Raw genomic sequence first — 14,345 nt, 5'->3', positions numbered from 1 at the left:
CGTTCGTGTCCGTGACGCTCGAGGGCCTGGAGGCCCAGATACGCTCGTACAATCCCTCGGCGGACCTGCGGGGGATCGACGACGCCTACGCCTTCGCGCTCGAGCACCACGCGGGACAGATGCGCAGGTCGGGGGAGCCGTTCATCAGCCATCCGCTCGAGGTCGCCATGATCCTCGCGGGACTCAACCTCGACACCGCCACCATCGAGGCGGCGATACTCCACGACGTCGTGGAGGACAGCTCGGTGAGCCTCAAGGAGGTGCGGGAGCGCTTCGGCGAAGAGGTCGCCGTCCTGGTCGACGGCGTCACCAAGCTCGGCCGGATCAAGTTCTCATCGCTTGCCGAGGCGCAGGCCAACAACATGCGCAAGATGCTGATCGCGATGGCCAAGGACATCCGCGTCATCCTGATCAAGCTGGCGGACCGGCTGCACAACATGCGCACGCTCGCCGCGCTTCCGGCCGAGAAGCAGCACCAGAAGGCGATCGAGACGATGGAGATCTACGCGCCGCTCGCGCACCGGCTCGGGATCTCGTCCATCAAGTGGGAGCTCGAGGATCTGGCGTTCTACTACCTTGAACCACGCAAGTTCCAGCAGATCCAGAAGATGGTGGCCGAGAGCCGCACGGCCCGCGAGGCGTATCTGCATCAGGTGATCGACCAGCTCTCGAGCGAGCTCGAGGACATCGGCATCTCGAGTGAGATATCCGGTCGGCCCAAGCACCTGTACAGCATCTATCAGAAGATGACCCACCGCGGTAAGGACTTCTCGGAGATCTACGACCTGATCGCGCTCCGCGTGATCGTGGAGTCGGTCAAGGACGTGTACGGAGCGCTCGGCACGGTCCACTCGATCTGGAAGCCGGTGCCCGGACGCTTCAAGGACTACGTGGCGATGCCCAAGTTCAACATGTACCAGTCGCTGCACACGACCGTCATCGGCCCGGCCGGGCGACCGCTCGAGATACAGATTCGCACCGAGGAGATGCACCGTACCGCAGAGTACGGGATCGCCGCGCACTGGCGCTATAAGGAAGGCGGGCGCGCCGACGAGGCGTTCGACGAGCGTCTCGCATGGCTGCGCCAGATGCTGGAGTGGCAGACCGAGCTCAAGGACCCGCGGGAGTTCATGGAGGCGCTGAAGATCGACCTCTTCGAGGACGAGGTCTTCGTCTTCACCCCCAAGGGGGACGTGGTCTCCCTCAGGCGCGGATCCACGCCGATCGACTTCGCGTACGCCATCCATACCGAGGTGGGCCACCACTGCGTGGGGGCGAAGGTGAACGGCTCGATAGTCACCCTCGAGTACGAGCTCCAGATGGGTGACCGCGTCGAGATCCTCACCAACAAGAACTCATGGCCGAGTCGCGACTGGCTCAACATCGTGCGGACGTCGTCCGCGCGCAGCAAGATCCGTAGCCATTTCTCGCGCGCGAGCCGCGAGGACGACCTCGCCAAGGGCAAGGAGGAGCTCGGGAAGATCCTTCGCAAGCAAGGGATGCACGTGAGCGCCAGCGCGGTCTCCAAGGCGCTCGATGTGGTCGCCAAGGAGATGAACCTGCAGCAAGGGGACGACCTTCTCGCGGTCATCGGCGGAGGAAAGCAAAGCCCCAAGCAGGTGGTCACCAAGCTCATCAAGGTCCTCGCGAAGGAGGGTCACACGGTCGCTCCGCCCGAGCCGGAGCCTGAGATCCCGGTAGCGCCGCCGCGTCCGTCGAGACGCAAGAGCGGCACGGGCGTCAGGGTGAAGGGGATCGACGACGTGCTGGTGCGTCTCGCTCACTGCTGTAACCCCGTCCCGGGAGATCCCATCGTGGGATTCGTCACCCGAGGTCGCGGGGTGTCGGTGCATCGCGAGGACTGCCCCAACGCCCGCGAGCTCGTTGCCGGGAGCCCCGAGCGGATACTGGATGTCGAGTGGGACGCTGCGGCCAAGACCACCTATCAGGTCGAGATCCTGATCGAGGCCCTCGATCGGACGCGGTTGCTCCAGGACATCTCCATCGCCCTGGCCGATGCCGGCGTCAACGTCCTGTCGGCCGCGATATCGACCGACAGGCAGGGTGTGGCGTATCTGCGCTTCCTGTTCGAGCTTGGCAGCATGGATCAGCTGCAGAAGGTGCTTGCCACGGTCCGTGGTGTTGACGGCGTCTTCGACGCCCGCCGGACCATGCCCGAGGGCGGTAGGCGGAAGGGGAGCGAGGAGTGAGGGCGCAACGGCTGACCCTCGGTCCTCTCGACACCAACTGCTGGCTGGTCGACGACGGCGCCGGCGGTCCGGTGCTGGTGGTGGATCCGGCGGACGATGCCGCCGGGATCCTGGAAGCGCTCGGATCGCGCGGGGTGGCCGCCGTGACGCTCACGCATGGGCACTTCGACCACCTGGGCGCCGTCCGCGAGATCCTCGACTCCACGGGCGCACCGCTCGTGGTGCATGAGGACGATGCTGCGAGCATCACGACGAGCGCGGGTAACGGAGGAGCCCTGTTCGGCTTCTCGGAGACCGCTCCGCAGGCCGACCGGACCGTCCGGGACGGTGACGTCATCACTGCCGGGGAACTCGAGCTTCGCGTCATCCACACCCCGGGTCACACACCCGGCTCCATCTGCCTCTACGGTGCTGGCATCCTCTTGAGCGGCGACACCCTGTTCGCGGGCAGCATCGGGCGCACCGACTTCCCGGGAGGGGATATGGCGGCGATGCGTCGGTCTATCGCCCGGCTCGCCTCGCTACCCGACGAGACCCGCGTCTGCCCCGGTCACGGAGCGGAGACCACCATCGCGCGGGAGCGTCGCGTGAACCCGTTCTTCCCGCGTGCCTGAGAAAGGCCACGGCACGACGGGTGTGCTGTCATCGCGACCCGGCGTGTGGTAAGTCCTTTGCTATACGATCCGCTGCAGCAGCATCGACAAGGAGCCGTGAATGCTCGACATCCTGATCGTCATGAACAACTACTTCCACGACGTGGCCACGGCGACGCTCATCGCGGCAGCGGCCATCATGTGGACGCTCGAGCGCCAGGCGCTCCGCGGCGCTCCGGAAGACCTCGCCACGCTCACGCGCGCCTATCCCACGTTGAGCCGGTTCGCGAACGCGGCTCTCGTCTGGGTGATCCTCGGCGGCATCCCGCGCGTGATCACATTCAACTCTCACGACCTGGGCGCGATCCGGGGCGATCTCATACCCGCCATCGCTGTGAAGCACGTGGTGGAGGTCGCGGCGGTGGTGCTGGGCGTGCTCTTGTGGCGCCGAGTGAGGAACCGCATCCAGGCCTCGGGCGAAGGGATCCGCGCGTAGCCCCTGCGCGGCGCATCCGTTACACTCGGATACCGCACACGCCCGTATCCCACTCGTCCGGAAGGCCGCATCTTGAACGCTCAGGCCCCCAAGGGTACCGCCGACATGCTGCCCGCGGTGGCGCGGGCATGGGAGCACATGCAGCGCGTCGCCCAGGAGCTCTTCGCCCGCTACGGTTATGAGCCGGTCTATACGCCGCTCTTCGAGCACACCGACGTGTTCACCCGTGGCATCGGCGAGGCCACGGACATCGTCTCCAAGGAGATGTACACGTTCGAGGACAAGGCGGGCCGTTCGATCACGCTTCGCCCCGAGGGCACCGCGAGCGTGGTGCGCTCGGCCCTCGAGCACAATCTCACGGCCAATGGGGCGCAGGCCAAGCTCTACTACGCAGGCCCGATGTTCAGATACGAACGTCCTCAGAAGGGCCGCATGCGGCAGTTCTGGCAGATCGGCATCGAGTGTCTCGGCTCCGACGGAGCCACCGCGGACGCCGAGGTCATCACCGTCCTCTGGCGCTACTTCGAGACGCTGGGTATCCCTGCGGGAAGCATGCGTCTGCTGCTGAACTCGATGGGCGACGAACAGTGCCGGCCGGCGTACCGCGACTCGGTCGCCGCGTTCATCCGCGCCCGCTCGGCCGAGTTGTGTGACGAATGCGTGCGGCGTGCCGAGTCGAATCCCCTCCGGGCCTTCGACTGCAAGAAGGATGGTTGCCGGACGGTCATGGCCGACGCGCCGCTGCTCCGCGACGCGTTGTGCGACGCATGCGCCGCTCACTATGCCGAGGTCAAGACGCACCTGAACGGCCTTGGCATCCCATACGTCGAGGACTCCACGCTGGTGCGCGGCCTCGACTACTACACCCGCACGGTGTTCGAGATCCAGGTGGACGCGGGCCTCGGCTCGCAGAACGCGATCGGCGGCGGCGGACGCTACGACCGGCTGATGCAGGAGTACGGCGGTCCACCGACACCGGGTCTGGGGTTCGCGCTCGGCTTCGAGCGCACGCTGCTTGCGCTCGAAGCAGCCGGCGTGGACATCCCGGCGCCACCGAGAGCGGACGTGTTCGTGGCTCGTGTGGACGACAGCGTGCTGGCAGAGGTCTTCGCTCTCGCACAGCGCCTGCGTGACGCGGGCATCGCCACGGAGCTCGATCATCAGGGGCGCAGCCTGAAGTCGCAGTTCAAGCAGGCCGACCGACTCGGAGCGAGGCGTGTCGCGGTCGTGGGCCCCGACGAGATCGCGTCCGGGGAGTTCACGCTCCGCGACATGGAAAGCAAGCAGGAACGCCGCGTGGCGCTCTCGGAGGCCGTGGCCGCCGTGACCGCCTCGCTCGTCTAGGAGGAGACCGCCTTCATGTTCGACGCACGCTACTCGATACGCACGCACATCGCCGGCGCCATAACCGCCGACTCGATCGGAGAGACCGTCACCGTGGCGGGGTGGGTGGCCAAGCGTCGCGACCACGGCGGCCTGATCTTCATCGACCTCAGGGACCGCAGCGGCATCGTGCAGTGCACGTTCGATCCCGACGCGTCCGGCGCGGCGTTCGTGACCGCGGAGCGCGTCCGGCCCGAGTGGGTCGTCAAGCTCACCGGCGTCGTCCGCCGTCGGCCCGAAGGCACCGAGAACCCCAACATGCCCACGGGTGAGGTGGAGATCGAGATCGCCGAGGCCGAGGTCCTGAACGCCAGCGAGACGCCGCCGTTCGAGATCGAGCCGGGCATCGACACCGACGAGGTCACCCGTATGAGGTACCGGTACCTCGACATCCGGCGGCCCGAGGTGCTCTATGCGCTCTCGCTCCGCGACCGTGTCGTGCAGCGGTTCCGTCGCGCCCTCGAGTCGTACGGTTTCATGGAGGTGGAGACCCCGATCCTCGGCAAGTCCACGCCGGAGGGGGCGCGCGACTTCATCGTCCCGAGCCGCATGAGCCCAGGGGCGTTCTATGCGCTCCCGCAGTCGCCGCAGCTCTTCAAGCAGCTGTTCATGGTGGCCGGCGTCGAACGCTACTACCAGATCGCACGTTGCTTCAGGGACGAAGACCTGCGCGCCGACCGTCAGCCGGAGTTCACCCAGGTGGACATCGAGATGTCATTCGTCACCGAGGATGACGTGCTGGCCATGATGGAGGCCGTGATGCACGAGGTGATGAAGGAGGCCGCGGTCGATCTTCCGGTGCCGCTGCGGCGTCTCACCTACGCCGAGGCCATGGATCGGTACGGCTCCGACCGCCCTGACACGCGACTGGGCATGGAGCTGCAGGATCTCTCCCGGGTGTTCGCCGACAGCGGGTTCAAGGTCTTCGCCGGAGCTCTCGCCAGCGGTGGCGTGATCAAGGGCATCAACGCCAAGGGCGCGGGCGACTGGAGCAGGGGCCGGATCGACGCGCTCAACCAGGTGGCGCTCGACGCGGGAGCCAAGGGCCTCGCATGGGTGGCGTTCACCTCGGAGGACGAGGTACGTTCGCCGATCGCGAAGTTCTTCTCGGATGACGAGATGGCCGCTTTGCGCGAGGTCCTCGGTGTGGAGCCCGGTGACCTCGTGCTGATGGTCGCGGATGCGCGCGCAGTGGCCGAGGAGGTCCTTGGCGTCATTCGCCTGAAGATGGCCGACGAGCTGGGTATCGAGCGCAGCGGGTTCGACGTGCTGTGGGTCGTGGACTTCCCGATGTTCAAGTACGACGCGGACGAGGAGCGATACGCGGCCAACCACCATCCGTTCACGATGCCGCGCGAGGAAGACATCGAGCGGCTGGAGTCGGAGCCTCTGTCGCTGGGCTCCTACAGTTACGATCTCATCATGAACGGTTACGAGATCGGGGGAGGCACGCTGCGTATACACAACGCCGACCTGCAACTCCGCGTTCTCGAGCGCATCGGGCTCACAGAGGAAGAGGCGCGCCGCCAGTTCGGCTTCCTGCTCGAGGCGCTTTCCTTCGGCGCTCCGCCCCACGGCGGGATCGCTCTCGGTCTCGACCGCCTCGTGATGCTGCTCGCGGGTGCGAGTTCGATCCGTGACGTCATCGCGTTCCCCAAGACGTCGTCCGGCGCGGATCCGCTCACGGGCGCACCCGATGCCGTAAGCGCGCGTCAGCTGCGCGAGGTCCACCTCAAGACGGACTAGGAGTGCATGATGTCACCGTCGGTCTTCATCGCCTCGGGGGTGGTCATCGCGGCCTCCCTGCTCTTCATGGTCGTGGGCGCCGTGTACCGGTGGGACCTCACGTCGGCCGGATACGGACGGTGGACACGTATCATCGCGGCGGTGGCGTTGATGGCCATCGCCGTGGTCTCCGTGTGGGATCACCGTGGTGATCCGACCGTCGTCATCGCCGCGCTCCTGGTCGGCGGCATCCTCGCGTCCGGTTTCGTTCTTGCGCACCGTGCGCTCAGCGCACGGCTGCGGGACATCGAGGAGCGCCCGTCCTCTCCCGGTGACGGCGACTGACAGGGGGTCGTTCCTGGTGCATGTGCACGGCGAGGATGCTACGATGATGGTGCCTTGCCTTGCGTGGACCCGGCGTCAGCGGTTGAGCCAACACTTCTTGACCGGGAGCCCTACATCCCACAGGCGAGTGGTATCCCTTCGGGGAAGCGCGAACCTGAGGTGCGGGCACCCACCTGCTGCGGCAGGTTCACCCGGCCGACCACGCAGGGCGGGGTTCGACCATACCCTGAGGGGTGGAGGAAACATATGCGCAGGATAGTCGTAGCAATCGTCGTAGCACTGCTCGCGTTCACCGTGATCGGCTGCGGGACAGCCGAAGACACGGCGGCCGAGGATGCACCAGTCACAGAAGAGCCGGAAGCCGCACCCGCGCCGGCGGAGCCCGAGGGGCCCGAGTATCTGACCGATCGCTCGGCCAACGATGACGACATCGCGCCCGCTCCGTTCCCGTCGTTCACCACCACGCTCACACCGCACGCCTTCCAGGCCAAACTCGATGCCGGCAGGGCGATGATCATCTACTTCTACGACAGCGAGCAGTTGGTCACCGACGATGTGCGCGAAGAGATTGATGCGGTCGTCGATGACTACCGTGGCCTGATCGATATGGTGACGTTCGATGTGAGCGGTAACGGTGATGCCACCGCCGCCGAGGCCGCAACGATGTACGCCAACGAACTCGGGGTCACGAGCACGCCGTACACGCTCATAGTCGATCGGGACTCGTTCATCACCTGGCGCTGGAAGGGCTACGCCGAGAGCGGCGTCATCAAGCGCGAGGTCGAGCGCGCCACGCGCTAGAAGTGCGCGACCTGTTCGACGACACGGCCGAGCAGAGCCTTACCGAAGGTGCGCCTCTTGCTGCGCGGATGCGTCCGCGTACGCTCGACGAGTTCGTCGGGCAGGGCGATGCCGTGGGGCCCGGGACCGTTCTTCGGACCGCTATCGAGATCGACGCGCTCTCGTCGCTCATCCTGTACGGTCCTGCAGGGACCGGCAAGACGAGCCTCGCCCGCGTGATCGCCGGCATGACCGAAGCTCACGTGGTGGAGCTCTCGGCAGTGGATGCGGGCGTCAAAGAGGTCCGGCTGGTGATCGAGCAGGCGAGGGAACGCCTCAAGATGACCGGCCGCCGGACGCTGCTGTTCATCGACGAGATCCATCGCTTCAACAAATCGCAACAGGACGCGCTGCTTCATGCGGTGGAGGACCGGCTGGTCGTCCTCATCGGCGCCACCACCGAGAACCCGTTCTTCGAGGTGAACGCTCCGCTTATCAGCCGCTCGCGGATCGTCGAGTTCACCCCGCTCACCGACGATGACATCAGGGCCATCCTGGAGCGCGCGCTCCAGGAGCCGGTGCGCGGTCTTGGGGGTTCGGTCAGCATCACGCCGGAGGCGCTCGACGCGATCGTCACCCGTGCCGGTGGCGACGCTCGCAGCGCCCTCACCACGCTCGAGCTCGCGGCGCAGATCGCGTCTGCCGCAGCCGTCGAAAGGGCGCCAGGCGAAGCGCCGGTCGTGACTCCGGACGAGGTCGCGAGGGCCACGGCGGTGCGCGCTGTGCCCTACGACAAGGGTGGGGACGCCCACTACGATGTGATCTCGGCGTTCATCAAGTCGATGCGGGGCAGCGACCCCGACGCCGCCGTGTACTGGCTGGCGCGGATGGTGGCCGGAGGCGAAGACCCGAAGTTCATCGCGCGGCGGATGCTGATATTCGCCTCGGAAGACGTGGGGATGGCCGATCCCGGGGCGCTTTCTGTCGCGGTGGCGGCTTTCAAGGCGGCCGAGTCGGTGGGCTGGCCCGAGGCGCGCATCAACCTTGCGCATGCCGCGATCTACCTCGCGCTGGCTCCCAAGAGCAACGCTGCCTACGTGGCGATCGATGAAGCGCTACGCGACATCCGTGAGGGGCGGGCCGAGCGCGTGCCCGACCATCTGCGGGACCGGCACCGGCCGGGCGCGGACCTGTATCCGCCGTACCAGTACCCGCATGATCATCCCGGCGCGCGGGTCGAGCAGCAGTACCTGCCGGACGGGCTCACCGGGAGACGGTACTACCGCCCGGCAGAGGGGCCGGGCCAGCAGGAAGAGCCGTAGGTCCTGCGCACGCCCTTTGCTACACTGAGCGGGTACCCTCGCAGTTCCACGAAGGGCAGGCTTTGGACGCTTCCGGGACCCTCAGCATAGTGCTCACGGTCGTCGCCATCGTGCTGTCGCTCGTCGCTCTCTACGGTGTGGTGGTGGCGGTGAGAGCCGTGCGCGACATACAGGCGGCCGTCGAGGACGTGAGGGTGCGTATCGTCCCCTTGCTCGACAAGGCAGACGTGACGATCGACGCCGTCAACGCCGAGCTTCTGCGACTCGACGCGATCGTGTCGCAGGCCGAGGGCGTGACCGAAGCCGTCTCCACCGCGAGCGATTTCATCCGCTCGCCCGTCAACACCGCCGCGCAGGGTGTTGCGCGCGTCATCCGTTCGTTCGGCAAACGATGAGCGCGTCTGCGGGTCTCATCGAAGGAGGATCCATGGCTAGCGATCGGATCACACTTACCGTCCCCACGCGGGGGGAGTATGCCAAGACGGTGCGGCTCACCGCGGCCGAGCTGGCGAGCAGGCTCGGCATGTCCTATGACGAGGTCGATGACGTGCGCATCGCCGCTGAGGAGGCGTTCGTCTACGCCAGCCAGTGCCTGGGTGAGGACGGCGAGGCTACGTTCACGTTCCTCGTGTCGCCCGATTCGCTCGAGATCGTCGCGGGGCCGCTGCGGGATGCGCGGTCCGTCGAAGAAGCGCCGGGAGGGTATGCGGAGTTCATCCTCCGTTCCGTGTGTGACGAGTTCGAGATCGAGCGCAGTGACGAAGGGTGCAGTCTCCGGCTGTGCCGCCGTGCGGGATCCGTTGCGGGAGAGCCCGGTGCCTAAAGCCCAGCGCCGACAAGAGCGGCGGCTCGTGTGGGACAAGGAGCACACGAGGCAGCTGTTCATCCACTATCACGAACATGGCGATGAGGAGTCGCGTGACGAGCTCATCACCATGTATCTCAACCTGGTCAAGTACCTGGCCAGCCGCTTCCGCAACCGGGGCGAGCCGATCGACGACCTGATCCAGGTGGGGACGATCGGCCTGATCAAGGCTATCGACCGGTTCGACATCCAGCGCGAGGTGGAGTTCACCACCTACGCGACGCCCACCATCGTCGGCGAGCTCAAGCGGTACTTCCGCGACAAGGGATGGGCCATCAAGGTGCCGCGGCGCCTTCAGGAACTGTCGTTCCGGGTCAACCAGGCGATCGATGCGCTCACACAGCGTGAGCAGCGGTCGCCCACGATACTTGAGATAGCCGAGTACCTTGAAGTCACCACCGAGGACGTCCTGGAGGCGCTCGAGACGTCGGAGGCGTACAACTTCGTTTCGCTGGAGACCGACCGCAACTCCGATGGCAACGATTCCTTCAGCATCCTCGAGTATGTCGGTGAAGACGATCAGCTGATGGCGCTGGTGGACGACAGGACGACGCTCTCGGAGGGCCTGAAGCGCCTCTCACCGCTGGAGCAGCACGTCCTGTATCTCCGTTTCTTCCAGGGACTCACGCAGACGGAGATCGCCAGCATGCTAGGGATATCCCAGATGCAGGTCTCCCGCCTGCTGAGGAAGACGCTGCGCGCCTTGCGCGAGCATATCGTCATCGAGGAGGCCTGAGATGGCACCGCTGTTGCGCCGCGAGTCCAAGGACCGCTGGTCGCGGGTGTTCACGGTCACATGGTCGCTGGTGGGCATCGGCATCCTGCTGTACGCGGCGGGGTGGATCCTCGGCAAGGTGTCCACGGCGCTCGTGCCCTTCCTGCTCGCGATCGTGATCGTCTTCATCTTCAGGGGTCCGGTGGCGGCCATGGAGCGGCGCGGGGTCAAGCGCGGTCTGGCCGTCGGCATCTGCTACCTCGTGAGTTTCGCCGTTCTGGGCGTCATGCTCGGATTCCTCATCCCGGCCCTCGTGGAGCAGGTGCGCGAGTTCGTGGAAGCGTTCCCGGGGTACTACGAGCGAGCCACGACCCTCTTCCTGGACCTGCAGGACAGGTATCAGGCCCTCGTCATGCCGCCCTGGGTCGAAGACGCGTTGGCCAACCTCCAGGACACGATCACGCGACAGTCCGCCGAGTGGTCGAGCGTGCTTGCCCGGGAGATCTTCAGTGTCGGCGGGTCGGCCGTGTCGCTGCTCGTCACCACTGTCCTGTCGCTCGTTGTGGGCTTCTGGATCCTGAAGGACCTCCCCGCGATCAACCGGGAGATCATCATGCTCGCCGGTCCGAAGGGCCACGATGAGGCAGCCGTGGTCACGCGGACGGTCTCCCGCGTGCTCGGCGGCTACCTCCGCGGGATGTTCACCATCTCGCTCGTCACGGGCGTGATCGTCACGATCGGCCTGTGGCTCATCGGAGTGCCGTATTCGCTCGTCATCGGCCTGCTAGCCACGGTACTCAACTTCATACCGTGGATCGGCCCGGCGCTCACCGCGATCATCGCGGGTATCGCCGCGGCGTTCGTGAGCCCCCTGCACATAGTGGGAGCCGTGGCGATCTGTCTTGGCGCCCAGCAGGTGACCGAGTACTTCGTGCAGCCGCGCGTGATGTCCGAGCAGGTCGACCTGCACCCGTTGCTGGTGATATTCTCGCTGCTTGCGGGGGCCACCCTGTTCGGATTCGCGGGCCTGCTGCTCTCGATCCCTGTGGCCGCCATCGGCAAGGGCTTGTTCGTCTACTACTTCGAGAAGTACACCGACTCGAAGCTGACGTCGGAGGGCGGAGCGCTCTTCCGTGCGTCTTCCGAGGCGTCCGAAGACGAGTGCGAATGCGAGGACACGCCACCGGAGGACCAGGTCCGCACTGCCGACCAGGACAAGACCGGCGCGGCCGGAGAGTCCGACCGTACCTGAACATGCGAGCGCACCCGAGGAGAGCATCCACGTGAAGTCAGCCGATATCCGAGAGAGTTTCCTGTCGTTCTTCGAGAGCAAGGGCGCCAAGCGGCTGCCCTCATCCTCGCTGGTGCCGGACGACCCGTCGCTGCTGCTCACCTCTGCCGGCATGGTGCAGTTCAAGCCGGTCTTCCTCGGCGCGCGCGACATCGGCGTGACACGCGCCACGACGTGCCAGAAGTGTGCGCGCACCACCGACATCGACATCATCGGCACTACGGGGCGCCACCACAGCTTCTTCGAGATGCTCGGCAACTTCAGCTTCGGCGACTACTTCAAGAGCGAGGCGTGCGCGTGGGCGTACGAGTACTCCACCGACGTCCTCGGGATGGATCCGGACCGGTTGTGGTTCTCGATCTACGAGGATGACGACGAGGCGGAGGCCGTGTGGCGCGACGAGGTCGGCGTCCCGCAGGACCGCATCGTGCGCATGGGCGCCAAGGACAACTTCTGGTCCGCCGGACCCACCGGTCCGTGCGGTCCGTGCTCGGAGCTCTACTACGACCAGGGTCCCGAGGTGGGGTGCGGGCTCGACACCTGCGCGCCCGGCTGCGACTGCGACCGGTTCGTGGAGTACTGGAATCTCGTGTTCATGCAGTACGACCGCCAGGACGACGGCACGCTCGAACCGCTTCCCAAGAAGAACATCGACACCGGCATGGGTCTCGAGCGCGTCGCTGCCATCATGCAGGGGGTCCACACCAACTTCGAGACCGACGACCTCCGCGTGTTGGTTGCCGTGGGCGAGGGCCTCTCTGGCGTCTCGCTCGGGGCGGCCGAGAAGACCGACGTGTCGCTCCGGATCCTCGCGGACCACGCACGCGCAGTGGCGTTCCTCATCGCCGACGGCGTGCTGCCATCCAACGAGGGGCGGGGATACGTGCTCAGGCGTCTGCTCCGGCGGGCGATCAGGCACGGTCGCTTGCTCGGCGTGGACGACGCGTTCATGGTGCAGCTCATCGACACGGTCATCGGGCGATGGGGTACGCCTTACCCCGAGCTCGTGGACAACGCCGAACTCATCCGGGGTATCGTCGCCTCGGAGGAGGAGCGGTTCAGCGCGACGCTCCGCCAGGGACTCGCGTTCCTGACCGAGGCCATGGAGCGGGCGCATGTGGGGGGCGAGACCGTGCTCGACGGCACCGAGGCGTTCACGCTGCACGACACGTACGGTTTCCCGTATGAACTGACCTCGGAGATCGCCGCGGAGTCGGGCCTCGAGGTGGACCACGAGGCATTCGAGGCCGCCATGGAGGCCCAGCGCGAACGCGGGCGCGCCGCGGTGAAGGACGAGTCGTGGTCTTTCGGGAGCGCGTTCGATGAGATGGCCCGGACGGCCGGGGCCACCGAGTTCCTCGGCTATGGTGCAGACGAGGCGGAGAGCACGGTCGTGGGCATCGTGGTGGGCGGCACCTCCGTGGAGCGGATCGAGGCGGGACAGGAGGGCGAGGTCGTGCTTGCGGCGACCCCCTTCTACGCCGAGCAGGGTGGCCAGGTAGGCGACACCGGAGTGCTGTCGGCCGACGATACGCGCTTCGCGGTGTCCGATACCCGATTCGCGGTACCGGGGCTCGTCGCCCATGTCGGGATATTGGAGGCGGGCGGCATCTCGGTCGGTGACACGGTGCATGCCGCCATAGACGTGATGCGCCGCGAGCGCATCCGCCGCAACCATACGGCGACACACATCCTGCACTGGGCGCTGCGCCGCATCCTGGGCGATCACGTCCGGCAGTCGGGGTCGCTCGTGGCGCCCGAACGGCTGCGCTTCGACTTCACGCACTTCGAGGCGATCTCGGCGGAGCAGTTGCACCGAATCGAGGAGATGGCGAACCACAAGATCATGGAGAACCACCAGGTCCTCAACTACGAGACCTCGCTCGCCACCGCGCGTGAGATGGGTGTGACGGCGCTCTTCGGTGAGAAGTACGGCGAGATCGTCCGCGTGCTCGAGGTCGGCAACTTCAGCAAGGAGCTCTGCGGCGGCACGCATGTGGCCTGGTCGAGCGAGATCGGCCTGCTGAAGATCGTCTCCGAAGGCAGTGTGGGAGCCAACCTCCGCCGCATCGAGGCGGTGACGAGTTTCGACGCTCTGGCGTACACCGATCGCGTCGAGGCCGAGCTCGGCGAAGCGGCGTCCGTCCTCAAGGTGGGCAGGTTCGACGTGGCCGAGCGGGCCGGAGCGCTCGTGAAGCGTGTGAAGGACCTGGAGAACGCCGCGCAGCGCGCGAAGAGCCACTTGTCGGGCTTCGATCCCGCATCGCTTGCCGAGGGCGCCCTTGACGCGGGCTACCCCGTGGTGATCGCGCAGGTCCCCGACATCACCGCGGCAGAGATGCGCGGTGTCTGGGACGTCGTACGTACGCGGTTGGGCGACTCGGCGGCGGCAGTGATCGCATCGAAGGATCCCGAGTCCGGTGCACCCCTCCTGCTGGCAGCCGGCACGCCGGGAGCAGTGGAGGCGGGATTCGACGCGGGGTCGCTCATCAAAGCCATCGCACCACGGATCAAGGGCGGCGGCGGCGGACGTCGCGAGATGGCGCAGGCGGGTGGCAAGGACGCCTCGGGCATCGAGGCGGCGCTCTCCGAGGCCCGTTCTGCGCTCGGCGTCGGGTAA

At 66.4% G+C, this 14,345-nt stretch carries 13 protein-coding genes and 1 other RNA gene; all 14 read left to right on the top strand.

The annotated features are described in order from the left end of the window. The first annotated feature begins 11 nt into the window (after nt 1-11). Nucleotides 12-2,210, top strand: coding sequence for a RelA/SpoT family protein (locus MSB02_RS02800; protein WP_456151389.1), 2,199 nt, complete (start codon nt 12-14; stop codon nt 2,208-2,210). Further along, nucleotides 2,207-2,824 carry an MBL fold metallo-hydrolase gene (locus MSB02_RS02795; protein WP_267193688.1) on the top strand — a complete coding sequence of 206 codons (618 nt, stop codon included), beginning with the start codon at nt 2,207-2,209 and terminating at the stop codon, nt 2,822-2,824. Before MSB02_RS02800 ends, MSB02_RS02795 begins: the two co-directional genes overlap by 4 nt. A 100-nt stretch (nt 2,825-2,924) precedes the next feature. Further along, a complete protein-coding gene (locus tag MSB02_RS02790) occupies nt 2,925-3,299 on the top strand; it encodes a hypothetical protein (RefSeq protein ID WP_267193687.1) in 375 nt (124 codons plus the stop codon). Between the two features lie 72 nt (nt 3,300-3,371). After that, on the top strand, nt 3,372-4,643 hold the full coding sequence (gene hisS, locus MSB02_RS02785; protein ID WP_267193686.1) for a histidine--tRNA ligase: 1,272 nt from the start codon (nt 3,372-3,374) through the stop codon (nt 4,641-4,643). A 15-nt stretch (nt 4,644-4,658) separates the two neighbouring features. Then, the gene (gene aspS, locus MSB02_RS02780) at nt 4,659-6,428 is read left to right on the top strand and encodes an aspartate--tRNA ligase (protein WP_267193685.1); all 1,770 of its coding nucleotides are present in this window, start codon (nt 4,659-4,661) and stop codon (nt 6,426-6,428) included. A 9-nt stretch (nt 6,429-6,437) separates the two neighbouring features. Continuing rightward, the gene (locus MSB02_RS02775; protein ID WP_267193684.1) at nt 6,438-6,752 is read left to right on the top strand and encodes a hypothetical protein; all 315 of its coding nucleotides are present in this window, start codon (nt 6,438-6,440) and stop codon (nt 6,750-6,752) included. Nucleotides 6,753-6,800: 48 nt separating this feature from the next. Beyond that, nucleotides 6,801-6,971: non-coding RNA, 6S RNA (gene ssrS / locus MSB02_RS02770), on the top strand. A 27-nt stretch (nt 6,972-6,998) separates the two neighbouring features. After that, a complete protein-coding gene (locus tag MSB02_RS02765; protein WP_267193683.1) occupies nt 6,999-7,553 on the top strand; it encodes a TlpA family protein disulfide reductase in 555 nt (184 codons plus the stop codon). Between the two features lie 2 nt (nt 7,554-7,555). Further along, nucleotides 7,556-8,854, top strand: coding sequence for a replication-associated recombination protein A (locus tag MSB02_RS02760; protein WP_267193682.1), 1,299 nt, complete (start codon nt 7,556-7,558; stop codon nt 8,852-8,854). Nucleotides 8,855-8,916: 62 nt separating this feature from the next. Continuing rightward, complete coding sequence (locus MSB02_RS02755) at nt 8,917-9,249, top strand: hypothetical protein (protein WP_267193681.1); 333 nt, start codon at nt 8,917-8,919, stop codon at nt 9,247-9,249. A gap of 32 nt (nt 9,250-9,281) precedes the next feature. Further along, nucleotides 9,282-9,677 (top strand): ATP-binding protein, encoded by a 396-nt coding sequence (locus tag MSB02_RS02750; RefSeq protein ID WP_267193680.1) that lies wholly within the window; start codon nt 9,282-9,284, stop codon nt 9,675-9,677. Then, the gene (locus MSB02_RS02745; RefSeq protein ID WP_267193679.1) at nt 9,670-10,455 is read left to right on the top strand and encodes a SigB/SigF/SigG family RNA polymerase sigma factor; all 786 of its coding nucleotides are present in this window, start codon (nt 9,670-9,672) and stop codon (nt 10,453-10,455) included. Before MSB02_RS02750 ends, MSB02_RS02745 begins: the two co-directional genes overlap by 8 nt. A 1-nt stretch (nt 10,456) precedes the next feature. Continuing rightward, nucleotides 10,457-11,686 carry an AI-2E family transporter gene (locus MSB02_RS02740; RefSeq protein ID WP_267193678.1) on the top strand — a complete coding sequence of 410 codons (1,230 nt, stop codon included), beginning with the start codon at nt 10,457-10,459 and terminating at the stop codon, nt 11,684-11,686. Between the two features lie 31 nt (nt 11,687-11,717). Next, nucleotides 11,718-14,345, top strand: coding sequence for an alanine--tRNA ligase (alaS, locus tag MSB02_RS02735; RefSeq protein WP_267193677.1), 2,628 nt, complete (start codon nt 11,718-11,720; stop codon nt 14,343-14,345).

The sequence above is a fragment of the Anaerosoma tenue genome (assembly GCF_023161965.1).
GTDB classification, from domain to species: Bacteria; Actinomycetota; Coriobacteriia; order Anaerosomatales; family Anaerosomataceae; genus Anaerosoma; species Anaerosoma tenue.
The sequence above is the reverse complement of the archived record's forward strand: the minus strand, read 5'-3'. Positions and strand labels throughout refer to the sequence as shown.